The organism is Xanthomonas sp. A1809, assembly GCF_017746015.1.
GTDB classification, from domain to species: Bacteria; Pseudomonadota; Gammaproteobacteria; order Xanthomonadales; family Xanthomonadaceae; genus Xanthomonas; species Xanthomonas euvesicatoria.
In genome coordinates this window covers 172243-195313 of the sequence record NZ_JAGHWZ010000018.1, presented here as the reverse complement: position 1 = coordinate 195313, position 23071 = coordinate 172243, and the positions used below count along the sequence as shown (strand labels likewise).

General features: G+C 65.7%; 18 protein-coding genes and 1 pseudogene. 9 read left to right on the top strand and 10 right to left on the bottom strand.

Going from position 1 to position 23071, the window contains the following annotated elements:
* The first annotated feature begins 376 nt into the window (after positions 1-376).
* From J7396_RS22660 to J7396_RS20570, 9 genes and pseudogenes are all read left to right on the top strand, one after another.
* Positions 377-646: a hypothetical protein gene (locus J7396_RS22660; protein WP_244669769.1), complete on the top strand. Its 270-nt coding sequence runs from the start codon at positions 377-379 to the stop codon at positions 644-646.
* Positions 643-1089 carry a SymE family type I addiction module toxin gene (locus J7396_RS20605; RefSeq protein WP_209262021.1) on the top strand — a complete coding sequence of 149 codons (447 nt, stop codon included), beginning with the start codon at positions 643-645 and terminating at the stop codon, positions 1087-1089. Before J7396_RS22660 ends, J7396_RS20605 begins: the two co-directional genes overlap by 4 nt.
* Positions 1090-1145: 56 nt before the next feature.
* Positions 1146-1763 carry a hypothetical protein gene (locus J7396_RS20600; protein WP_014090097.1) on the top strand — a complete coding sequence of 206 codons (618 nt, stop codon included), beginning with the start codon at positions 1146-1148 and terminating at the stop codon, positions 1761-1763.
* Positions 1764-1936: 173 nt separating this feature from the next.
* Positions 1937-2575, top strand: coding sequence for a hypothetical protein (locus J7396_RS20595; protein WP_209262020.1), 639 nt, complete (start codon positions 1937-1939; stop codon positions 2573-2575).
* Positions 2576-2771: 196 nt separating this feature from the next.
* Positions 2772-3275 (top strand): hypothetical protein, encoded by a 504-nt coding sequence (locus J7396_RS20590; protein WP_029819334.1) that lies wholly within the window; start codon positions 2772-2774, stop codon positions 3273-3275.
* 440 nt (positions 3276-3715) lie between these two features.
* Positions 3716-4627, top strand: coding sequence for a type II CAAX endopeptidase family protein (locus J7396_RS20585; RefSeq protein ID WP_136733700.1), 912 nt, complete (start codon positions 3716-3718; stop codon positions 4625-4627).
* 34 nt (positions 4628-4661) lie between these two features.
* A pseudogene (locus J7396_RS20580) lies at positions 4662-4950 on the top strand (SymE family type I addiction module toxin).
* An 86-nt stretch (positions 4951-5036) separates the two neighbouring features.
* Positions 5037-5666, top strand: coding sequence for a hypothetical protein (locus J7396_RS22655; RefSeq protein WP_136733206.1), 630 nt, complete (start codon positions 5037-5039; stop codon positions 5664-5666).
* 14 nt (positions 5667-5680) lie between these two features.
* A complete protein-coding gene (locus tag J7396_RS20570) occupies positions 5681-7150 on the top strand; it encodes an XVIPCD domain-containing protein (protein ID WP_209262019.1) in 1470 nt (489 codons plus the stop codon).
* 250 nt (positions 7151-7400) lie between these two features.
* On the opposite strand, the gene J7396_RS20565 is transcribed toward J7396_RS20570, so the two are convergent.
* The 10 genes from J7396_RS20565 to J7396_RS20520 form a co-directional block, all read right to left on the bottom strand.
* Complete coding sequence (locus tag J7396_RS20565; RefSeq protein WP_011347258.1) at positions 7401-9059, bottom strand: chemotaxis protein CheA; 1659 nt, start codon at positions 9057-9059, stop codon at positions 7401-7403.
* A 2-nt stretch (positions 9060-9061) separates the two neighbouring features.
* On the bottom strand, positions 9062-9688 hold the full coding sequence (locus tag J7396_RS20560; RefSeq protein WP_209262018.1) for a protein phosphatase CheZ: 627 nt from the start codon (positions 9686-9688) through the stop codon (positions 9062-9064).
* Positions 9688-10080 (bottom strand): chemotaxis response regulator CheY, encoded by a 393-nt coding sequence (cheY, locus tag J7396_RS20555; RefSeq protein ID WP_002813536.1) that lies wholly within the window; start codon positions 10078-10080, stop codon positions 9688-9690. The genes J7396_RS20560 and cheY overlap by 1 nt, the downstream gene beginning before the upstream one ends.
* Before the next feature lie 35 nt (positions 10081-10115).
* Positions 10116-10883, bottom strand: coding sequence for an RNA polymerase sigma factor FliA (locus J7396_RS20550; RefSeq protein ID WP_008576048.1), 768 nt, complete (start codon positions 10881-10883; stop codon positions 10116-10118).
* Entirely contained in the window at positions 10880-11764 is an 885-nt protein-coding gene (locus tag J7396_RS20545) for a MinD/ParA family protein (RefSeq protein WP_005918202.1), read from the bottom strand. The genes J7396_RS20550 and J7396_RS20545 overlap by 4 nt, the downstream gene beginning before the upstream one ends.
* The gene (gene flhF / locus J7396_RS20540; protein WP_046931949.1) at positions 11751-13451 is read right to left on the bottom strand and encodes a flagellar biosynthesis protein FlhF; all 1701 of its coding nucleotides are present in this window, start codon (positions 13449-13451) and stop codon (positions 11751-11753) included. Before flhF ends, J7396_RS20545 begins: the two co-directional genes overlap by 14 nt.
* Before the next feature lie 784 nt (positions 13452-14235).
* Positions 14236-16308 (bottom strand): flagellar biosynthesis protein FlhA, encoded by a 2073-nt coding sequence (flhA, locus tag J7396_RS20535; protein ID WP_029828960.1) that lies wholly within the window; start codon positions 16306-16308, stop codon positions 14236-14238.
* 17 nt (positions 16309-16325) lie between these two features.
* On the bottom strand, positions 16326-17456 hold the full coding sequence (gene flhB, locus J7396_RS20530; RefSeq protein ID WP_008572477.1) for a flagellar biosynthesis protein FlhB: 1131 nt from the start codon (positions 17454-17456) through the stop codon (positions 16326-16328).
* A 160-nt stretch (positions 17457-17616) separates the two neighbouring features.
* On the bottom strand, positions 17617-19704 hold the full coding sequence (locus J7396_RS20525) for an EAL domain-containing protein (protein ID WP_209262017.1): 2088 nt from the start codon (positions 19702-19704) through the stop codon (positions 17617-17619).
* A gap of 270 nt (positions 19705-19974) precedes the next feature.
* Positions 19975-22896 carry a ligand-binding sensor domain-containing diguanylate cyclase gene (locus J7396_RS20520; protein ID WP_083348087.1) on the bottom strand — a complete coding sequence of 974 codons (2922 nt, stop codon included), beginning with the start codon at positions 22894-22896 and terminating at the stop codon, positions 19975-19977.
* Positions 22897-23071: the final 175 nt, after the last annotated feature.

Genomic DNA, 23071 nt, shown 5'->3' with positions numbered 1-23071 from the left:
CAAGTTTACGGGGAGTCGACAGGTGCACTTATCAGGCGACGGCGTTCGGCTTGCGTGGCTCTTATGGAACTGCGCCAGCGACGGACAGAGCCGCGCGAGACCCGCCAGCGTGTATTGACACGCCAGACCGCGTACTTGCAATCTAGGCCCAAGGAGCGTCGAAACTCCTCACGTAGCGGTACCCACCTCCGTCAAACCGGTGGGTTTTTTGTGCCTGCATCCTGCAGGTACAAGCCGACGCAATGCCTGCGTCGGGAGGGCGGCTAATACAACACCCGCAAGGGGAATATGCCCGCCGGCTACGTGCGGTTTCGAACCTCCCGACATCCCGTCGCCGTTGGCGGCGGTTCTTGGGTTGTTCCAGGAGGGCGTTGCCATGTCTACCGCACCATCCGTGCCGGCATCTGTGCCGGCTGATCTGTTGCCAGCTTCCGTTCACCGCCTGCGGTGGAATGCGGGCGATGTGCTGCGCAGGCTCGACGCAAGCACAGGTATTGAGCAGGCGAGTGACCATACTTCGCATCCGCTGAGTCGCCAGCTCGGTGTATTGCCGTACACCTCGCGCCGCCTGTCGGCACGCAGGGCTGTGCCATTGCAGCAGTACCTCGCTGCAACCATCACCCGCCATCACCCGGAGGCGCCATGACACGCCGCCGCCCACCCACGGCATCTGCCAGCGCACGGCCCACCCGCACGCGTACACGCCCCACGCCGCCCAAGCGGGTGCAGTGGGTTGTTGTGGAACCCGACCGCACCAAGCTGCCACCGATGCTGCCGCCCGACCCGGACGCCTCGCCGCAAGGCCCCGGCACGCTACGCGCACCCCGCCGCGCCCGCCGCCCGCGCCAATGCACCGTCAGCTACACCCATTACCCCGGCGCCCACGACCACGCCGGCGACCAGCACGTGCCCCACGTCCGCCTCAGCGGCCTATGGCTGGAACAACTAGGCTTCGCCATCGGCACCAAGCTGCGCATCACCGCCAGCGCGGGGCAGTTGTTGATGGAGGTGTTACCGCCGGCGGAGGCGCCGGCCAGGGGCGCACAGCGTGCGGCGATGATGGTGCGGGTGACAGAGACCTGCGATTGACCTCAGTGCCGCATGCCACTAGCGTCGCAGCGACATCAGCGCACTACGGACGCTTCATGATCGCGCGCCCTCTCTACGCCTTGCTCGCCACCCTGGCTCTGGGAGCTTGCGCCCACGCGGCGGGCGGCGCAGCTCCGGCAACCGTCACGGAGACATCCGCCATGAATTCATCCAGTCCTACCACTGTGCCGCCCAACAAGCCCATTGCGGAAGGCTTGCTTGGTCAGCTGCTTGTGTTGATCAAGGGCAGCCAGAACATCTCCGACTTCACTCCCGAGCGTCTGAATTCCACGATGGGGCAGGTGGTTCAGTTCGTGAAAGGCGACGAACGCCGATATCGGGCCTTCGGCCCGCTCACTAGGGATTGGAGTTATGGATTTGGAGTCGATGAAACCAAGCTTGATGGCAGATGGTTCGAATTCCGCTTCGATCGCAATGTGGCCGGTGCATCGCCTGCGATGACCGAAATTTGTCGCCTAGACTTTGATCGCTTTACCCAGCAGCTTGAGCAGATGGGATTTGCGCGTGAGCGCAACATCGTCGAAGACGGGCGCTGGATGAGTGATTTCTTTACGCGCCCAGGAATGCGAGTAGAGGTCTTTCCGCGAGGTGAGGCTGCGGGACCGCAAGCGTTGGTAGCGCACAAATGCGTCGAATGGGTCTACATCCGTTAAGTCCAAGGAGCGGACATGTCACTCAGTCCTGATGCTTTGAAAGTTTTGAATGATTTCGGCAATGAGCCTGGAGTTACCAAGTGTCACGTCGATCACTGCCAGAAGCCTTGCGATTGACCTCAGCGCCCGATGCCACTAGCGTCGCAGCCACACCAGCGCACAACGGACGCTTCATGATCGCGCGCCCCCTCTACGCCTTGCTCGCCGCCTTCGCCCTGGGCGCATGCGCCCACACGGCGGCCACCCCAGCCCCGGCAACCGTCACGGAGACATCGGCCATGCGTTCCTCATCCGAATCCGCAGTCACTCCCGCTGGCAGTGAGCCCAGTGGGCCGATACGAACGGCAGAGGATGCGCTCACCCGCATGCTTGCATTGATTCAAGCTATTGACGGACTGGACGATCTGACACCTGACTACCTGCAGTCCAAAATGGGGGTCCCGGTGACGCGTGCGGCAGCTGATCCCAAGCGTTACGGCGCCAGTGCTCCGCTTACCAGTGAGTGGGGTTACAGCTTTGGCATGGACCAGACGCCTACTGCAGGGCGCTGGTTCGAGTTCACTTTTATTCCAGCGCAAGCGGGTGCTTCCCCATCCATGACGGAGATCTGCGGGATCGATTTCGATACGTTTACCAAGAAGCTGGAAAACATCGGGTTTGTACGTCAACGCAACATGGTGGAAGACGGGCGATGGATGAGTGATTTCTTCAGCCGCCCAGGCATGCGCGTGGAGGTGTTTCCACGAGGTGAGGCTGATGCACCGCAGGAGCGGGTGGAGCACCACTGCGTTGAATGGATCTACATTCGTTAATCCAAGGGACGGTCATACCATTGAGTCCACAGGCGCAAGCGATTGTTGACGACTTCGGGCGCCAGCTAGGCGTTTATCTTCGCGCCATGCAGCAGGTTGGATTGATTGGCTTCGAGGAATCGTCATTCGAGACAATAGTGGATGCCGTGTACCAATACGGCATGCGTACCATTACAGCTTAAATAGGAAGTCAGCTATGAACTGTGACATCCCGCTGCACTTGGCCAATGGGAAAACATACTTAAGTATTTTTGGCCCATTCGTGTTCGCTCTGGCTTTCGTTGCGTTTCTCTACTTTGCTGGCAAGGCCCCGACACCGCTGAAGAAGGGGGCTCTTGTGATCGTTGTCTTGGCCAATGTAGCGATAGCCGGTTTCTTGGTCTGGCAAGCTAGGAGCGCACGCGTGAGCATCAGTGGGAATGCCCTCATGCTGCGGGCCGGGACGGATAGTGTCGTTGTGCCATTGGGCGCCTTGCGTTGGGACGAAGCAGCAGACGCTAGCGCTATGCGCTTTCCCTTCCGTAAGGCGGGGACCGGCCTTCCCGGGATGCACGTCGGTTGGTTCCGTCGAGAGGGAGGCGGCGATGCCTTCCTGCTGCGCTCTTCGGAGCCCGCTACGCTTATCCCAACCACTAAGCAATTCGATGTGGTCATTCCTACCACAGCTTACGAACAAGCGCGCAAATGCGTTTATAAATAACGGTTCCAGGTGCACTTCTTTCGTCATCCGCACCTAAAAGAAACAGTGCGTCCATCGCCGGTGTGCGCAAGGGCCGCGGGGCCGGCTACGGCGTTCTACGAAACCTTGTTTCAATCGAACCATCCGGCGATGCGGCCTGGAGCCGGAACTTGCTGAAGAAGTGAACCTGGAACCGTTATCTGGAACCGCTATTTGTCGGTGTACTGAAGCCTTGTCCTTCGCTTCGTCCGCAACACTGCTGCTGCTTGGGTAGCTGTCTGTGTTTCATCGAACATATGAAACCGCCACCCAAAGCGGACACCACGGGCGACGACTCAGCGCCATTTTGTCGGCGATCCGGGTGATTCATCGGCCGCTTCTGTGGCTTGGTCGCAAACGGGTTGCCACGCCCCCGCGCGGATGGCAACTTGCAGCGGCGATCACGTCGAGCTAGAGCCCCCATGCCCCCCGTTGCCCTGTATTCGCCCGATCCGGCCCGCGGCTGGCTGCCCTGGGCCTGGCTGACGCCGATCCTGATGATCCTGTTCAACGCGGTACCGGTGATCGCGCTGGACGGGTGGATGCAGTCGCAGCATTGGTCGACGCCGCGCGGCGATCCGATCGGCCTCGCTGGCTTGTATGCGCTGCTGTGGATCGGCTTCGCGCCGACGCTGGCGGCCGTGCTCGCCTGGGTACGCTTCGTCGAAGGGCGCTCGCTTGCGAGTATCGGGCTGACCGGTCCGGCGCCGCTGAAGACCTTCCTGCGCGGACTGGCCGTTGGATTCGGCACGATCGCGCTGGTCGCAGTCGCGATCTGGATGGCTGGCGGCATGCAGGCGGCGGGCTTGGGGCAGGCCTGGCGGTCGCCCATCAGTCTGCTGCACATCGGTCTGCTGCTATTGAGTTTCGTGTTCCAGGCGAGCGTGGAGGAAGTCATCTTCCGCGGCTGGATGCTGTCGGTGGTGGCGCGCAAGACCAATGTCGCGGTGGCAGTGCTGCTGGTGTCGCTTGTTTTCTGCTTCCTGCATTTCAGTCCGCACCAGCCGCCCCGGGTCATGCTCGGCAAGTTCCTGTTCTCGCTGTTCGCCTGCGCCTGGGCGCTGCGGACCGGCAATATCTGGGGCGTGATGGGCTGGCACGCGGGGTGGAACTGGTTGCTCGCGACCGGCTTCGAACTGCCCGTCACCGGCATCGATGTGCACTTGCCGGCGCTGCTGGTGGCGCTGCGCCCGCAAGGCCTCGACACCCTGACCGGTGGCGCGGAAGGGCCGGAAGGCAGTTACCTATGCAGCGTCTTCTTCGTCGCCGCGATCGCGTGGATCCAGTGGCGAATGACGCGCGGGGCTCAGAACTTCTCGCAGACCAGCAGATAACGCCCCTGCCCAGGCGGCATCGCCCCTGCCACCGATGCTGCCGCCCGACCCGGACGTCTCCCCGCAAGGCCCCGGCACGCTGGGCGCACCCCGCCGCGCCGCCGCCCGCGCCAATGGACCGTCAGCTACACCCACTAACCCGGCGCCCACGACCACGGCGGCGACCAGCACGTGCCACACGTCCGCCTCAGCGGCCTATGGCTGGAACAAATGGCTTTGCCATCGGCACCAAGCTGCGCATCACCGCGAGCGAAGGGCAGCTGTTGATGGAGGTATTGCCGCCGGTGGAGGTGCCGGCCAAGGCGCGCAGCGTGCGGCGATGATGCTGCGGCTGCCAGACCCCTTGCGATTGACCTCGGTGCCGGATGCCACTAGCGTCGCAGCCACACCAGCGCACAACGGACGCTTCATGATCGCGCGCCCCCTCTACGCCGTGCTCGCCACCCTCGCTCTGGGCGCATGCGCCCACACGGCGGCCACCCCAGCCCCGGCAACCGTCACGGAGACATCTGCCATGCGTTCCTCAACCGATCACGTACCTGCAGATCCTTCCAAAGGTGGACCACGTACCGCGCAGGACGCATTGGAGCGGGTACTGGAGCTGATTCGCACAAGCACCAGTATTGAATCGTTCACTGCCGACCATGTGTCTAGAGCAATGGGCCAGTCGGTACAGCATCGCGGTGATGGTTCCGGGCGGTTCGGTGCCGGCGGAGTGCTGACCCAGGACTGGAACTACGGGTTTGGTGTCAACAAAACCGAAGTAAAGGGTGCATGGTTCGAGTTCCTGTTCCTGCCGAATCCGCCAGAAGCGTCTCCGTCTATGTCGGATATCTGCCAGATCGACTTTGAGGCATTTGCGGCGCACCTCGAAAAAATGGGTTTCTCGCGGCAGCGCAATCTTGTCGAGGATGGACGATGGATGAGCGATATCTTTCAACGCCCAGGCATGCGCGTAGAGCTCTTTCCGCGTGGAGAGGCTGACGAACCTTTAGCGCGCACCACTCATCAGTGCGTCGAGTGGGTTCAAATTCGCTAGTCCAAGGAGCGGACATGTTGAGCCAAGAAGCAAGTGCCGTGGTGGCGTCATTTGGTCAGCAACCAGGTGTCACACGTGAGCATCTGGACAACTTCAACCGGGTCCTGAATGATTCGCCCGAGTTGACCCGCCAGATCAACGAGGCGGTGCAGAAAAAGGTGCTGAAAGGCTTCGCGCCGTTAAACGATCCGCATGCGGGAGGCACCTATGATCCACGCGATCAGGAAATTCACCTGCCGCTTGCAGCGCTGGTGAATGATGCCAACGGCAAGCATGCAGCAGCAGGCGATTTGACTTTCGTCTTGGGACATGAAATTCAGCATAGCCTTTACAGCCCCACTGCTGCGCTTGCGCGGGAACAGTTCAAAACAGAGGCAATAAAAATTGCCCGTAGCACGCACGATTACACTGCTGCTGGCGAGAAGGTGCTGGCCAGTAACCGTGCGGACGAAGCAACGGCCGAAATAGCCGGATGGAACGCTATCGTGAGCGCGGTCAAGAGTCGTAACCCTAATCCTACGCTTGAAGATGTGTACCTATTTGCGGATGGTCGGGCCAGAGATTTCGTCACGCGCAGCGGTTATCCAAGCGTCTATACGCCCAAGGCAAACCTGACGTTCAATAGCGACCTGACGTTGTCGCCCACGGCGGGTAATGTCGAGGCAATGGGAGTGAATTACTTCGACAAATCGGTCAAGGACACCCGTATCGGTCATGCGGGCCAGTCCGACTACGTCAACCATTACGGTCCGTGGGTGGTCGGCACAGCCGCCATCTACGAGCGACACTACAACAAGTCAAAGCCCGGCGAGCCGGAGCAGCCGATGATCCTGGACATGCAGCGCTTGGGATTGAAGGAAGAAATACTGGAGCGCAACGGTATCGACCTGGGCAGCAACACCCGCCCCATGCCTTACGTCGACAGCAGCACGCAGCCGCCGACGCCCGGCCTGTTCCAGCACAGCAAGAATACGCACCTGCACGTCTCGCCCATCACTGCACGCGAATTAGAACAGGAGCTCCGGGAGCGCGATCCGCAGCTGCCAGGTTCATCAGCTCAGCTTCTTCCGTCAGACCCCGGCCATGCAGATCACTCGCTTTACCAACAGATCAGGGATGGGGTGCAAAAGCTCGATGCCCAGCATGGCAGGCAGTGGGATGCATCGAGCGAGCGCATGACAGCCAACCTGCTTGCGCTGGCAAAAGAGGAAGGGTTGTCGCGGGTGGACCATGTCGTGCTCAACAACCCGACGGCTCAGCTGGCGGGCGGCGAGAAGGTCTTCGTCGTCCAGGGTGCCCTCAACGACCCGGCACACCAGCGCGCGCACATGCCGACGGTGGACGCCGTGCAGACACCAGAGACCCAGTCGTTCGATCGCCTGCAGGCAATCAACCAGACTCAGGCTCAGGCGCGCGAACAGCAGCAGGCGCTGGAGCAGTCCCAGCAAGCCGTCAGCCAGGCTGGTCCGTCGATGACGCGCTGAGTGTTTCGCAACGAGATAACGAGGTCCAAATAACGGTTCCAGGTTCACTTCCACGGCAGCCTGACCGTCGCCAGGCCATCGCGCCCATGCTTGCGCGCGTAGCGGCATAGATCGGCAGCGATGCTGGTAGTGAAACGACAACGGCCGCAGTACGCGGCCGTTGTCATTAGATCAGGCAACCAGGATCGTCTTGACGATTCCCGATTCTCCCAATCCCGAATCCCGATTCTCGAATCCCGAATCCCCAACCTCAATGATCGCTGGAGCGCAATCCATCCACATCCAGGATCAGTGCCATGCGGCCGTCGCCGATCAGGGTGGCGCCGGCGTAGCCGGGCAGGCCGCGCAGGGCGCGGGGGAGTGGTTTGATCACCACTTCCTCGCGGCCGCGGACCTGGTCCACCACCAGGCCGAAGCGGGTTTCGCCGGCCTGCAGCAACACCACGGTCAGCAGCGGCGGTTGTTCGGCCGGTACGCCCAGCCAGCGGCGCAGGTCGATCAGGGGCAGGGTGTGCGAGCGGCGGTCGAGGACGGCGCGGCCGTCGAACCAGCCCAGCGAGGTTTGCGGTGCATGCAGCACTTCCACCACGCGCGCCAGCGGCAATGCGTAGACCGCTTCGCCGGCCTGCACCAGCAGGGTCGGCAGAATCGCCAGGGTCAACGGCACGCGGATCATGAAGCGGCTGCCGCGGCCCAGTTCGGACTGGATCTGGATCTGCCCGCTGAGTTCGCGGATACGCGACTGCACCACGTCCATGCCGACACCGCGGCCGGAGATGTCGGTGACTTCCACCTTGGTCGAGAAGCCCGGCATGAAGATCAGATGCAAGCACTCGTCGGTGCTCAGACGCGCGGCGGCTTCGGCGTCGATCAGGCCCTTGTTGCGGGCGATTTCGCGCAGGCGCTCCGGGTCGATGCCGGCCCCGTCGTCCTGGATTTCGATGCTGACGTAGTCGCCTTCCTGCTGCGCCGACAGGCGCACATGGCCGCTGCGCGGTTTGCCGGTGGCTTCGCGCAGGGCAGGCGATTCGATGCCGTGGTCGATGGCGTTGCGCACCAGGTGCACTAACGGGTCGGCCAGGGCTTCGACCAGATTACGATCGAGCTCGGTTTCGGCGCCGATCAGTTCCAGCTCCACTTCCTTGGACAGGGTGCGCGCAACATCGCGGGCCACCTTGGGGAAGCGCGCGAACACCTTGCTGACCGGCTGCATGCGGGTGCGCATGACCGCGGTCTGCAGGCGTGCGGTGGCGATGTCGAGCGTGCTGACCGCGCGGTCCAGTTCTTCGTCGCGCAGGCGGGTGCGCAAGGTCTTCAGCCGGTTGCGCGAGAGTACAAGTTCGCCGATCAGGTTGACGATGGCGTCCAGGCGCTTGGTGTCCACGCGCACGGTCTGTTCGGCTTCGGCGCCGGTCTTGGCCGCGCCCTTGCCGGCCGCCTTGGGGGCGGGCGCATGCGCATCGTCGCCGTGTGCGGCGGCAACCGGCTTGGCCGCGGCCGCCTGCGGCGCGGCCTTGACCGCCGGCGGGGCGCTCTTGGCGTCGAACTGCGCGATCAACGTGGCCGGTGCGTGCGGCACGGCTTCGCCCGAGCCCATGGCATCCAGCATGGCCTGCAGATAATCCAGCGATTGTTGCGCGGCATCGAAGTGATGCGCCTGCAGCACCGCCTGGCCCGAGCGCGCCATGCCCAGGGTTTCTTCAGCGGCGTGGCACAGCTCCACCATGGGCTTGATCGCCAGAAAGCCGGCGCCGCCCTTGAGCGTGTGGAAGCCGCGGAACACCGCGTTGAGCTGGTCGGCTTCTTCTGGCGCCTGTTCCAGCGAGACCAGCTGTTCGCCGAGGCGATCCAGGATTTCCTGGGCCTCGACGATGAAATCGGCAGCAATATCGTCTGGAACAGCACTCATGGTTACAGCCCCAATCCGGACAGCAGGTCGTCGGCATCGTCCTGCGACACCGCGTGACGGTCCAGGCCCTTGACTGCAGGACCGGCAAGACCGCCGTCGTCTTTCTTCGGTTCGATGTTCTTCGGCGGCAGGCCGAGCGCACCGAAGCCTTCATGCACGCGCCGCACGATACCGGCCACGCGCCGGATGATCTGGCCGCTCAGGTCCTGGTAGCTCTGCGCCAGCGACAGCTCGGTCAGGTTGTGGCGCATCTTTTCCAGCAGCGCGCCCTGGTCCTGATTGAGCCCGCCGCTGCGCAGCTGGTTGGCCAGCTCGCGGCATTCTTCGACCAGATCCAGCGTGCGATGGCTGGCCTTTTCGGTCATTTCCACCACGTGGTCCAGGCGCGAGCAGGCATCGTCCAGTTCGCCGGCTTCTTCGGGGATGGTGGGCAGCTCGCCCAGCGCCTGGCCGAGTTCGCGGGCGAGCCGGCTCAGGCTCTGCATCATCGGGCGCGTGCGCAGGGCGGCGAGATGATCCACCTCGCGACGCCAGGCGACCTGGTCACCGCTTTCCAGTGCATCGAGTGCGTTCTGCAGGCGCTCGATCAACGCGGCACGTTCGGCATCGGTTTCCATGGTCGCGTTCATCAGGCGGTCGCCGCCAGACGTTCGAACACCTTGCCCAACTTTTCTTCCAGCGTCTGGGCGGTAAACGGCTTGATGATGTAGCCGTTCACGCCGCACTGGGCCGCTTCGATGATCTGCTCGCGCTTGGCTTCGGCGGTCACCATCATCACCGGCAGGTGCTTGAGCTTGGCGTCGGCGCGGATGTTGCGCAGCAGGTCGATGCCGGTCATGCCGGGCATGTTCCAGTCGGTGACCACGAAATCGAACGGGCCGGCACGCAACGCCGCCAGGGCGCTGTTGCCGTCTTCGGCCTCTGCGGTGTTGGTGAAGCCGAGATCGCCCAACAGATTCTTGACGATGCGTCGCATCGTCGAGAAGTCGTCCACGATCAGGATCCGCATGTTCTTGTTCACATCAAGCTCCTAACACGAAAAATTACGCGAAAAATTCAGTCGTCGACTTCGACGCCGGCATCGGCCAGTTCGAAGACCTTGAGGCGGCCACGCAAACGCACCACCGCCTGGCCATGGATCTGGCACACGCGCGATTCGCTGACGCCCAGCACGGCGCCGATTTCCTTCAGGTTCAATTCCTGCTCGTAATACAGCGACAGCACCAGCTGCTCGCGCTCGGGCAATTGGCCGATGGCCTTGCCCAGCTCGCGGCCGAATTCGCCACGCTCCATCATCTGCTGCGGGTTGGGGCCACCCTTGGCGGTGGTGTCCAGCTCGCCGTGATCTTCGATGCGCGATTCCAGGCTCAGCACCTGGCCACGTGCGGCATCTTCCATCAGACGCAGGTAATCGGGCAGCGGCATTTCCATGGCGGCGGCCACTTCGGTGGCGGCGGCGGCGCGGCCGGTGTTCTGTTCGATCTTGCGCACGGCGGCGGCAGCGTCGCGGGCGCGGCGGTGCACCGAACGCGGCACCCAGTCGCCCCTGCGAATCTCGTCGATCATCGAGCCGCGGATGCGGATCGAGGCATAGGTTTCGAACGAAGCGCCCTGTTCGGAGTCGTAGCTGCGCGAGGCTTCGATCAGGCCGATCATGCCGGCCTGGATCAGGTCGTCCACTTCCACGCTGGCCGGCAGGCGCGCCGCCAGATGGTGGGCGATGCGGCGGACCAGGTCGGCGTGCTGGGTCACCACGTCGTTGGCGTTGTTGCGCTGCACGGCGCGGTACTGCGCGCTGGCCGTGGTTGCGGTAGCGGTGCTCATGCGGCCACTCCCCGTTGGATGATGCGTTCGACAAAGAACTCGACGTTGCCGCGCGGCACGGTCGGGGCCTGCCAGCGCGAGGTACGGCGTGCGATTTCGGCGATGGCCTGCGCCGACGGACTGGCGGGGTAGGCCTTGATGACCGGTTGCTGGCGCTGCACCGACAGGCGCAGCCAGTCGTCCTGGGGCACATGGCCGAGATAGTTCAGCGACACATCGCCGAGGAACTTTTCGCACACGCGCGAGAGCTTGTCGTACAGCAGGCGACCTTCGTTGGGGTCGCGCACCATGTTGGCGATGATCTGCAGGCGGTCCACGCCGCGTTCGCGCGAGAGCACCTTGATCAGCGCATAGGCGTCGGTGATCGAAGCCGGCTCGTCGCAGACCACCACCACGGTGTCCTGGGCGGCTTGGCAGAAGGTCAGCACGCTGTCGGTGATGCCGGCGGCGGTGTCGATGACCATCACGTCCAGGTCGCGTTCCAGTTCGGAGAACACGTTGACCAGGCCGATGTGCTGGGCCGGGGCCAGTTCGGCCATGTGGCGGCGACCGGAGGCGGCCGGCACCACCAGCACGCCGCCGGGGCCTTCGATGATGACTTCATCGAGCGTGCAACGGCCGGCGATCAGGTCGGCCAGGGTGTACTTGGGCGCCAGGCCCAGCACCACGTCCAGGTTGGCCAGGCCGAGGTCGGCGTCCAGCAGCAGCGTGCGTTTGCCCATGTCGGCAAGCGCCACGGCCAGGTTGGCGGAGATGTTGGTTTTCCCCACGCCGCCCTTGCCACCGGTCACGGCAATGGTGCGCACCGGGCCCAAAGGCTCGGGACGGGTCGCCGACAGGGGGAAGGCGTTGGTCAGCTTGGCGTATTCACGCGACTGCATGGTTGTGCTCCGGAGTACAGGGCTTATCGGCAGCGCGCCGCAAATCTTCAAGGCGAAGAACGAGACTGGCGGCATTGGCGCGGTGCAGGTCGTCGGGGACCCGCTGTCCGTCAGTCACCCAGGTGATGGGCATCTGGTGATCGACCACCACCGACAAGGCGCTGCCGAAGCGGCCGGTCTCGTCGAGTTTGGTCAGCACCACGCCTTGGGGTTTGGCGTGGGCGAAGCGACGTACGACCTCGTCGAGGTCGGAAAAATGGGCGTTGGCGGGCAGTACCAGCAGCGAGGTGACCTGCTGGGCGGCGCGCAGCCAGTTCAGCTGGGCGGCCAGGGCGCGGTCGCGCTGGCCCATGCCGGCGGTGTCGATCAGCACCAGCTTGTAGTCGCGCAGGCGCTCGAGCAGGTCCAGCAGGCTTTCGGCGCTGTCGGCCTCGTGCACCGCGATGCCGAGCTGGCGGCCGTAGCTGTGCAGCTGTTCGCGGCCGCCCACGCGCTGGGTGTCGGTGGTGACCAGGGCCACGTCGCGCGGGGCGTGCTGGGCGGCGAAGCGCTGGGCGAGCTTGGCGATGGTGGTGGTCTTGCCGGCGCCGGTCGGGCCGACCAGGGCGATGACGCCGCCACGTTCCAGCGGGTCGACCGGGGACACCGGCAACCGCTTGGACAGCAAGCCCAGCATCAGGCCGCGGCCACGGTGCAATTCGGTATCGGCCGGGATCTGCAGGGCGATATCGCGGGTCAGGCCGGCGTCGAAGCCGTAGTCGTCCATCAGTTCTAGCGCCTGGGCGCGCACCGGCGAGCCACGCAGGCGCTCGTCGGTGAGGCGGTTCATTTCGCGCTCGATCATCTGCCGCATCAGCGCCAGCTCACCGCGCAGTTGCTTGAGTTCTTCGTCGTTCTGCGGGATCGGCGCGGCCGCCACCGGCACTGCGGCCAGCGCAGCGGGGGCGGGCGGGGCGACCACGATCGGCGGCAGCGCGGCCGGCGGCAGGATCTGCGGAAGGGCGTCGTCCAGATCGAAGTCGGCTTCATCGGCGAAGGCGTCGTCGTCCTGGCCTGCGGCAGCAAACGCCGGGGCGGTGACCGTTGCCGCCGCGACCGGCGCGGGCGCCTGCACCGCCGTGGCCGGGACGGCCGGGCGCTGCACCGGGGCCGTGGTCAAGAAGTCGGCGAACAACTGTTCCGGCACGGCCGACAGCGCGTGTTCCTGGCGCGGCGCGGCGGTGACGGCAACCGCGTGGGCGAGTGCCTGGGCAGCGGGCGAAGGGATGCTGGCGGTACGCACCGGCGCGGCGACCGGCGCCTGGCGCGGCACGCTGACCGGCTGGCGCAGCGCCATGGCGGCAATCATGTCGTCGGCGGCGCTGGCGACGCGCTGGCGCTGGCTTGCTTCGGTGTCGGCAGACGGCTTGAGCAGGGCGTGCACCGGTGCCGAGGGCTTGGCCGGGGCTTGCGGGGCAGGCGCCGGCTGAGCGGGAGCCTGCTGGTGCTGTGCGGGGGCCGGGGTGTCGGAGCGCGCGGTTTCCAGGGCGCGCTGCACGAGCTCTTCGTCGTAATTGCTGGCAGCGACGATCTCGATGCCTTCGGCGGTGCGACGGTTGGACAGGATCACCGCGTCCGGGCCGTGTTCTTCACGCACCATGCGGAATGCGGTGCGCATGTCCGGGGCGACAAAGCGTTTGATCTTCATACGAAGTGCCTCCAGGAACGGGACCCGCCGGACGCCGGACGGGTGTGCGATGAATGTGGGTGTGTTGCCAGCGTCATGAGTTGCCTGTCCCGTTCGTTCGTCCAGTTCCGCAGCGGTGGTGCTGGCTGTGGTCTCGGCAGAGCTAATGCATGCGGTGTGCCAAAACGCGGTGCCAGCGTTCCGGCGCGGGGCGCCGGAGCATCAGGGCGGGGTGGGCGCTGTGCGTCTGGTCCGGTTGGAAGGCGTCAAGTCACTGAATTTATTGACTTTTTTCCGGGGCGGCGCGGCGCTGGCGTCTTTCTGCGGACCGCTGCACTCGCAGGCCGGACGTCCGGCCGGGCGCATCGGGAGTGCCTCGCAGCGGCCAGCGCCACGCAATCGATTGGAGGTCCGGGCCGGTGGCGGCTTTCCGACGCCGGGTGCGGTGGTCGGTTGCGGCAGGTATCCATCGCTGGCTGGCATGTCGGCCGGGCACGGGAATGGCTTGGTAGGAGCGCACTTGGGCGCGACGGGCTGTCCGGTAAAGGCGGTCGCGCCCAGGTGCGCTCCTACGGTGGTGTCGGCGTGGGCGGCATATTTCCGCATCGCCTTGGATGTCGTAGGAGCGCACCCGGGCGCGACGGGCTTTCCGGTAAAGGCGGTCGCGCCCAGGTGCGCTCCTACGGTGGTGTCGGGGCGGATGGCATGTTTCCCGGTCGCCTTGGATGTCGTAGGAGCGCACCCGGGCGGGACAGGCCGTCCCGGCAAGCCCGGCGGGGGATGGGTGCGTTGTGGTTGGGCGGTCTCAGCTGATCGTGCCGACCAGCTTCAGGCGCTTGTCTTCTGGCACTTCGCTGTAGGCCAGCACCGACAGGCTGGGCACGCTGTGGCGCACCAGACGGGCCAGTGCGGCGCGCACCTGGCCGGGCACCAGCACCACCGCCGGTTCGTTGCGGGCTTCCTGCTTGCCCACGCAATCGGCCAGGCTCTGGTGCAGGCGTTCGGCCAGCCCGGGCTCCAGCGCCACGCCGTTGCCGTGGGTGGATTCCTGCAGGACGCGCTCCAGCTGCGGGGCCAGGGTGAACACCGGCAGCTCGGCCGACATGCCGGCGATTTCCTGCACGATGAAGCGGCCCAGCGAGGTACGCACCGCGGCGGTGAGGGTGGCCGGGTCCTGGCTATGCGGGGCGTGTTCGACCAGCGCTTCGACAATCTTGCGCAGTTGCCGTACCGGAATCTTCTCGATCAGCAGGTTCTGCAGCACGCGCACCACCACCGACAGCGGCAGTGCCTTCGGGGTGAGGTCTTCGACCATCTTCGGCGCGGTCTTGGCCAGCGTGGCCAGCAACTGCTGCACTTCTTCATGGCCGAGCAGTTCGGGCGCATGCTCACGGATCAGGTGCGACAGGTGGGTCGCGACCACGGTCGCCGGGTCGACCACGGTGTAGCCCATCGATTCGGCATAGGCGCGCTGGTGCGGCTGGATCCAGGTGGCGTCCAGGCCGAATGCCGGGTCCTTGCCGGGGATGCCGTCGAGCTGGCCGAGCGCACCGCCCGGGTCCAGTGCCAGTTCGCGGTCGGAATAGATTTCTGCGGTGGCTACCGGCACGCCATGCACTAGTAGCCGGTAGGCATTGGCCGACAGTTCCAGGTTGTCGCGGATATGCACCGGCGGCACCAGGAAACCGATGTCCTGGGTGAGCTTGCGGCGCACGCCCTTGATGCGCGCCATCAGTTCGCCGCCCTGGTTCTTGTCCACCAGCGGGATCAGCCGGTAGCCCACTTCCAGGCCCAGCGGGTCGATCGGGCGCAGTTCGTCCCAGCTCAGCTCGGCGCTGGCCTGGGCGGCGGTCGCCGCGGCCGCCGCCTGCGGATCGGCCGCCGGATCGCCGGACGCCGGCTTTGCCAGGCTGCGCTTGTACAGCTTCCAGGCGATCACGCCCAGGACCAGGCCCAGCGTCAAAAACGCGACGTTCGGCATGCCGGGCACCAGGCCGACCAGGCCGAGGATGGCCGCAGCCACCGCCAAGGCGCGGTGCTGGCCGAACACCTGGCTGACCATGGCCCCGCGCATGTCCTGCGCACGCGAGGCGCGGGTCACCAGCAAGGCGACCGAAGACGAAACCAGCAGGGCCGGCAGCTGCGCCACCAGGCCGTCGCCGATGGACAGCAGGGTGTAGGTGGAGGCGGCATCCATGAAGCTCATGCCGTGCTGGAGCATGCCCACCGCCATGCCGCCGATGAGGTTGATGAACAGGATCAGGATGGCGGCGATGGCGTCGCCGCGGATGAACTTGTTGGCACCGTCCATCGCACCGTAGAAGTCGGCTTCCTCGCGCACTTCCTCGCGGCGGGCCTTGGCCTCCTCGCGCGTCAGCAAACCGGCGTTGAGGTCGGCGTCGATGGCCATCTGCTTGCCGGGCATGGCGTCCAGGATGAAGCGCGCGGTCACTTCCGACACGCGTCCGGCACCCTTGGTGATGACCACGAAATTGATGATGGTCAGGATCGCGAACACCACGATACCCACGGCGTAATTGCCGCCGATCACGAACTGCCCGAAGGCCTCGATGACCTTGCCGGCGGCGGCGTGGCCGTCCTGGCCGTTGATCAGGATCACGCGGCTGGAGGCGACGTTCAGCGCCAGCCGCAGCATCGTGGTCATCAACAGCACGATCGGGAAAATGGTGAATTCCAGCGGGCGCTGCACGTACACCACCGCCAGCAGCACCATCAGCGAGATGGCGATGTTGAAGGTGAACAACGCATCCAGCACCGGTGCGGCCAGCGGCACCATCAGCATGGCCAGCATGGCCATCAGGGCCAGCGGGGCGCCCAGGCCGTTGCGCAGCAACTCCATGACGCGGCGGGCATTCATCGGGGCGGGGCGGGCGCTCATGCGCTGGCTCCCTTGCCGAACTCATCCACCTCGAGCGAGGGCAATTCCGGCATCGGGCCGCCGTTCCAGCCACGCAGCTGGTAGACGTAGGAGAGCACCTGGGCCACGACCGAATAGAGTCTCACGGGAATTTCCTTGCCGATTTGCGCTTCCCTATACAAGGCGCGTGCCAAAGGCGGGGCGGTGACGATCGCCACCCGGTGCTGTTCGCCGGCTTCGCGGATGCGGAAGGCCATTTCGTCCACCCCCTTGGCCACCACGATCGGGGCGCGCATCTTGCCGCCTTCGTACTTGAGCGCCACCGCGTAGTGGGTCGGATTCATCAGCACCACGTCGGCCTTGGGCACCGCTTCCATCATCTGGCGCTGCGACATCTGCATCTGCATCTGGCGGATGCGGCCCTTCACTTCCGGGCTGCCCTCGCTTTCCTTCATCTCGCGCTTGATCTCTTCGCGCGTCATCTTCAGCTTCCGCAGCCAGTTCCACTTCTGGTACGGCGCGTCGATGGCGGCCAGCAGCACCAGCGCGCCGGCGGTGTAGAACAATAGGCTCTTGGTGAAGTCCAGCCCGTTGCCGATGGCCTGTTCCAGCGGCTGGTTCACCAGCGAGCGCAGGCCGTGCAGGCCCTTGGAAATGCAGAAGCTGGCGGCCAGCCCGACAAACAGCAGGCGCAGCACCGACTTGATCAGCTCAGCCAGGCTGTTGCTGCCCCACATGCGCTTGATCCCGTTGGCGGGGTTGAGCTTGCTGAGGTCGGGCATGATGGCTTTGCCGGAAAAGCGCAGGCCGCTCATCATCAGCGGGCCGGCCAGCCCGGCAGCCAGGCAGATGCCGATCAGCGGCAGCATCACCCACAGCAACTGCAGCAGCAGATCGCCGAAATGGCCGAACAGCGCCATCGGGGTCTCGCGCAGCTTCGGGTCCGGGCTGAGCGCGGTCTTCATCCACACCGCAGCGCCATCGCCGATGCCGCGGGCCAGCACCATCAGCGCGAATACGCCGGCACCGAACACCGCTGCGGTCGACAACTCGCGCGATTGCGGGATGTTGCCCTGCTCACGGGCCTCGCGTAGGCGTTTTTCGGTGGGAAGCTCTGTACGCTCGCCGCCGTCTTCGGACTCGGACATGGAGGTGCCGGTGGGGGATTAATCCAACCGATGCAAGCGGCGTTCCAGTTTGTGGAGCTGGGAATCGGGATTCGGGATTCGGGATTCGGGATTCGGGATTCGGAAAAGCGGTGGCTGCGGGTTGCACCGTAGGCCAGACGCCGGGGCTGCAGCGAGCGGCTCAGCTGGCCAGGCGGCGCGGGCCGTCGCGCTGGGCGACCACGGTGGCGATGAAGCGTTCGGCGTCCATCGGCCGGCCCAGCAGATAGCCTTGCAGCTGGTCGCAGCCCAGCCGTTCCAGGGTGTTGCGCTGGGCGAGGGTTTCCACGCCTTCGGCCACCACTTGCAGGCGCATGGTGTGCGCCAGCGCGACCACGGCCGCCACGATGGCGATGTCTTCGGCGCTGCCGTCCATGGCCTGGACGAAACTGCGGTCGATCTTGAGCTCGTGCGCCGGCAGCTTGCGCAGGTAGAGCAGGTTGGAATAGCCGGTGCCGAAGTCGTCGATGGCAATGCGCACGCCCAGCGCGTTGAGCTGGCCCAGGGTGCGCAGGCAGGCCTCTGCGTCGCGCATGGCCATGGTTTCGGTGATTTCCAGGGTGAGCTGGCCAGGGGCCAGCGCATATTCGCTCAGCGTGGTGGCCACTTCGTCCAGCAGGCTGGGCGAGGCCAGCTGGAGGGCCGACAGGTTGACCGCCACCCGCCAGTCGCCGTGCCCAGCCTGCCGCCAGTCGCGCATCTGGCGGCAGGCCTGCCGCAGCACCCAGCTGCCGAGCAGGCCGATCATGCCGCTGCGTTCGGCCAGCGGAATGAAGCTGTCCGGCGGCACCAGGCCGCGCTCGGGGTGCTGCCAGCGGATCAGCGCTTCGGCGCCGATCGGGCGGCCGTCCTCGGCGCAGTACTTGGGCTGGTAATGCAGCACGAACTGCCCCAGTTCCAGCGCGCGCGGCAGTTCCTGAAGCAGCTGCAGGCGGTCGCGGGTGGTGGCCGTCATCGAGCGTTCGAAAAAGCTGTAGCGGTTGCGGCCGGCATGTTTGGCATGGGTCATTGCCGCATCGGCATGCGTCAGCAGCTGGTGCTCGCTACCGGCGTCTTCCGGGTACAGCGCAATGCCAATGCTGCTGCTCAGGCGCAGCTCGTGGTTGGCCACCAGGAACGGCACTGCCAGCGCCTGCACCAGGTGCGCGGCCAGCGCAGCGGCATCTTCCGGGTCGGCGATGTCGGCCACCAGCACGAATTCGTCTGCGCCCAGCCGCGCCAGGCTGCCATGCGCGCGCCGATGCGCGTTCAAGCGCTCGGCCACCACCACCAGCAGGCGGTCGCCCAACGCATGACCATAGCCGTCGTTGATCACCTTGAACCCGTCCAGGTTGATCAGCATCACCGCAAAGCGCTGCCCCTGGCGCTGGGCGCGTTCGATGTTCTGCACGAGATGCTCGTGCAGCAGGATGCGGTTCGGCAGCCGGGTGAGTGGGTCGTGCAGCGTGGCCAGTGCCAGTTCGGCATTGGCCTTGGCCAGCGACTGCGCCAGCACATCGGTGCGCTGCTGAAAGCGGCGCGACAGCAACGAAATGACCAGCGCCAGCATCAGCAGGACCAAGGTCACCAGCACCACCACCGCCGTCAGCCACGACAACGGCAGATGCGTATCGGCCACCGCGCCACACACGCTACCGGGCGCGAACCGGGCGGCGGCCATGCCGGTGTAATGCATGCCCACGATCGCCACGCCCATGATCGAGGCGGCGATCAGGCGCAGGCTGGAGCGCTGCCCATCGTGGCGCAGCCGGAACGCGATCCACAACGCGGCGGCAGAGGCGCCGATGGCGATGGCGATCGACAGCCCGAACAGCAGCGGGTCGTAGCGAATGGCCGGCACCATGCGCAGCGCATCCATGCCCATGTAATGCATCAGCGCAATGCCCAGTCCCATCAACAGCGCGCCCAGGCCCAACCGAAGCGACGGCAGGTCCGCGCGCGAGGTCAGCCAGAGCGCCAGCGCCGAGGTCAGGATCGCCGCCAGCATCGAATAGCACGTCAGCGCCAGGTCGTAGCCGACCGGAATCGGCAGGCGAAACGCCAGCATGCCGACGAAGTGCATCGACCAGATGCCGATGCCCATGGCAATGGCGCCGCCCACCAGCCACGCGGCTGCGATGCCGCCACGACTGGCAGTGGTGCGTGCGGCCAGATACAGCGCGGTGTAGGAAGCCAGCACGGCCACTACCAGCGACAGCATCACCATGCCAGGGTTGTAGGTTCCGACCACCTATCCACTTCCCACGTCGAAAGACGCGTTGCCCAAGACCTAGCGACCCCTTGGCCGACTTCTTGAGCGCGGGGAAGCGGCCAAGGCCATCAACCCGGCGTTGCCGCCAGAGACGGCACGCTCGAAGGTCCTGCGGCCGCCCTGCGTGCGCTGTCGGCGTACCCAATCACGGCATGGTCGCGCATCGACTGCCGGTGCGCCGTGGCTTGCCGATGAGACGCGTGCGCTGCCTGCCTGCGCGTGCCCGCCGGGCCTGGCCGCCTGCGCGGCTCATGCCACCGAACTTTCCGGTTCCTCCGGTTCGATCCGGTTACGGCCGGAGCGCTTGGCCCGATACAGCGCCTCGTCCGCACGCGCCAGCAGCGAGGCGGCGGTATCGCCGACGCGGAACCAGGACACGCCCACCGAACAGGTCACCTGCAGCGGGCGTGCGGCGCCCACTTCGTAGGGCGCAATGCTGAGCGCTTCGTGGATGGCGCGCAGCCGGTGCTGGCTCTGTTGGCTCATGCCTGGCAGCAACAGCAGCAATTCTTCGCCGCCGTAGCGGCCCACCTTGTCCGAATCGCGCAGGCAGGCCGTCAGCCGCGCGCCCACCTTGGCCAGCACCGCATCGCCGACCAGGTGCCCATGTTCGTCGTTGACCTGTTTGAAGTGGTCCAGATCGATCAACACCACCGCCAGCGGATGCTCGCCGTGCGCGCAGCCCTGCAGTTCTTCGGCCATCGCTTCCAGGATGCCGGAGCGGTTGAGCAGGCCGGTCAGCGCGTCGTGGCTGGCCTTCAAGGCCAGCGCCGCACGTGCGTTTTCCAGTTCGCGTTTTTCGCGCTCCAGCTGGTATGTGCGCTCGGACACCAATTCGGCCAGCATGCGTTCGCGCGCCACCAGATGGCGGTGCCGCCAGCGCCACAGGCCGATCAGCAGGCCGCCGCCGATCAACACATACAGCGCGATCGCCGGCGGGCTGCGCCACCACAGTGGCGCGACCGCGAAGGGCAGGTCGGCGATCGGCGAAGCGGTGCGACGGTAGCGGTCCAGCACCTGCACCTGCAGGCGGAAGTGCCCGGAAGGCAGCGGTGGCTGGTCGATGGAGAGGTTGTCGCTCTGGATCCATTGGTCGTGCAGGCCGAGCAGGCGATAACGTACCGTCAGGCGGCTGGGGTCGTCGTAGACCTCCATCGTCGACAGCTCGATGTGCAAGGGCTTGTCGCTCCAGCCCAGCAGCTGCCCGCGCTGCACCGGCATGCCGCCGCGGCTGACGCTGTCGATGCGCACGCTGGGTTGGCGTTCGTCGAACAGGCGCGCCGGGTCGCTCACGTGGCTCACCCCGCGTGCGGTGCCGATCCACACCGAACCGTCCGGATCTTCGGCAAACGCGGCCTCGGAAACGTCATCCCAGATCAGCCCCTGCGACTGCGACAGATGCGCCCAGCGCTCGCCGTCGTAGACCTCGACGCCGCGCGCATGACCCACCCAGACCCGGCCGAAGCTGTCGCTGCGCAGCAGGTACACGCCGACATCGCGTAGCGCCTCGTCGCTGATTTCCTGCAGGTCCAAGCCGTCGTGCAACAACATGCCGTGCCACAGGCCGGGGCGATAGAACGCCAGCCACACCTCACCGCTGTCGCTGATATGGAACTTGGCGATCCATGGCTCCGGCGCGCCGCCGTTGACCTTGACCCTGACCTTGGACCACCGCCCATCGCGCAGCTGGAACAAGCCGTTGGAGCTGGAAACCCACAGCGTGCCGTCGGCGGTTTGCTGGATGTCGGTGTAGGCGATGGCAGGCACGTCGGCCACGGCCTGCATGCTGCCGCCGTCGAGCGGGTGTTCGATCACGAACAAGCCGCCGGCGCTGAGCATCCATAGCCGGCTCTGGCGGTCGATCAGCAGGCGGCGCGCAGTGCGCGGCAACTTGGCGATCTGCGCGCTGCGCCCATCCGGCCAGGTGCGGCGCAGGAAACCGGCCGAATTGAGGGTCCACAAGCTGCCGTCTGCGCTGCGCTGCATGCCCACGACCTGGATCCCGGCGCTTTGCAGGGCCGGGACGAAGCGCTTGTCCGGCTCGGCCTGGCGGCCGATGCCGTGCTCGTTGCCGACCAGCAGTGCGCCCTGCGTGTCGCGGGCGATCGACCAGGTCGGCGCGGCCGGCATGCCTTGCGAGGCGTCCCAGTTTTCGATCCATTCGTAGCCGGCCCAGCGCACCAGACCTTCGCCGTCCACGGTCATCCAGATATCGCCATCGCGGTCGACCAGGATCGCGTCGCTGCTGCCGGGTGGTAGCCCATTGTCCGCGCCGAAAGTGCGCCAGTGGCCGTTTTCCCAACGCGCCAGGCCGTCGTTACGACGCACCAGCACGCGTCCTTCGCTGTCCATCACCAGTGCCGCCGGCCGCCCGACCGTGCTGCCATCCAGCAGCGGCAGCGAGCGAACACTGAAGGCACTCGCCCCGCGTGCGCGATAGAGCAGGGTGCCCGCACCGCGCACCCACAGCCCGCCGTCGTGGTCGCGCAACACGCTGTACCACCGGTCGTCCGGCACCCCGTGTTCGGGTCCGAATACCTGCACCTTGCGCTGCGCATCGATGGCGCACAGCTTGCGTGCGCAGCCCACCCACAGCGTGTCGCCGTCCACCGACAGGCTCAGCGACTTGGACAACTCGGGAACGCGTACGCGGGTTGCGGTGTCCAGCAACGGTTCGCTGTGCCAGCGATCGTTGGCGCGGCCCTGCAGGATTTCCAGCGTGCCGCCATTGGCCAGCACCGTGCCCCAGGGCAGGCTGGCGAGCTGCATCTGGTCCCCCAGGTGCTCGGCTTCATCGGGCTGCAGTTTGCGGAAGCCGTGCTCGTCGCCGACGAACAGGGCCTGGAAGCCGGCCACCCACAACCGCCCATCGGCGGTTTCGGCGATCGAGGTGGTGGGCTCGTTGCGCAGGCCATCCAGCGGCACCTGTTGGAAGATGCGCCCGTTGTAGCGATACAGCCCGCTCTCGGTGCACACCCACAGCAAGGTGGCGCGGGTCTGCAGCAGGCAGGTACCGGCAAGCCCGAGCAGGCCCTGGTCGTGGGCATAGCGGCGGATGCTGGCGCTTTGCGCACCGGCCAGGTCGGCCAACGACAGCAATGCCAACAGCACCACGACGGCAAACGGTGCACGCCGGTGCGACGACCTCCATTGGCGGTGCTCAAACCCCACGGACGTTGCAGTCTCCCACGCATCGGCAATGCGGTCCGCGCCCCTCGCGCGGTGTCTCAGGCTTGCCTTGGCAGCCCCCCCGTTGCAGGCCGCATTGGAATCACTAGCGGCTGCCAACGCGTAATCCTTTAATGCTTCAGCGAGCACGACGGCGTGAGGAACTGGCATACGCGGC

Excerpts from the sequence above, each read along its gene's own strand:
- J7396_RS22660 (WP_244669769.1), top strand. The coding sequence starts at position 377 with ATGTCTACCGCACCATCCGTGCCGGCATCTGTGCCGGCTGATCTGTTG.
- J7396_RS20605 (WP_209262021.1), top strand. The coding sequence starts at position 643 with ATGACACGCCGCCGCCCACCCACGGCATCTGCCAGCGCACGGCCCACC.
- J7396_RS20600 (WP_014090097.1), top strand. The coding sequence starts at position 1,146 with ATGATCGCGCGCCCTCTCTACGCCTTGCTCGCCACCCTGGCTCTGGGA.
- J7396_RS20595 (WP_209262020.1), top strand. The coding sequence starts at position 1,937 with ATGATCGCGCGCCCCCTCTACGCCTTGCTCGCCGCCTTCGCCCTGGGC.
- J7396_RS20590 (WP_029819334.1), top strand. The coding sequence starts at position 2,772 with ATGAACTGTGACATCCCGCTGCACTTGGCCAATGGGAAAACATACTTA.
- J7396_RS20585 (WP_136733700.1), top strand. The coding sequence starts at position 3,716 with ATGCCCCCCGTTGCCCTGTATTCGCCCGATCCGGCCCGCGGCTGGCTG.
- J7396_RS22655 (WP_136733206.1), top strand. The coding sequence starts at position 5,037 with ATGATCGCGCGCCCCCTCTACGCCGTGCTCGCCACCCTCGCTCTGGGC.
- J7396_RS20570 (WP_209262019.1), top strand. The coding sequence starts at position 5,681 with ATGTTGAGCCAAGAAGCAAGTGCCGTGGTGGCGTCATTTGGTCAGCAA.
- J7396_RS20565 (WP_011347258.1), bottom strand. The coding sequence starts at position 9,059 with ATGAGTGCTGTTCCAGACGATATTGCTGCCGATTTCATCGTCGAGGCC.
- J7396_RS20560 (WP_209262018.1), bottom strand. The coding sequence starts at position 9,688 with ATGAACGCGACCATGGAAACCGATGCCGAACGTGCCGCGTTGATCGAG.
- J7396_RS20550 (WP_008576048.1), bottom strand. The coding sequence starts at position 10,883 with ATGAGCACCGCTACCGCAACCACGGCCAGCGCGCAGTACCGCGCCGTG.
- J7396_RS20545 (WP_005918202.1), bottom strand. The coding sequence starts at position 11,764 with ATGCAGTCGCGTGAATACGCCAAGCTGACCAACGCCTTCCCCCTGTCG.
- flhF (WP_046931949.1), bottom strand. The coding sequence starts at position 13,451 with ATGAAGATCAAACGCTTTGTCGCCCCGGACATGCGCACCGCATTCCGC.
- flhA (WP_029828960.1), bottom strand. The coding sequence starts at position 16,308 with ATGAATGCCCGCCGCGTCATGGAGTTGCTGCGCAACGGCCTGGGCGCC.
- flhB (WP_008572477.1), bottom strand. The coding sequence starts at position 17,456 with ATGTCCGAGTCCGAAGACGGCGGCGAGCGTACAGAGCTTCCCACCGAA.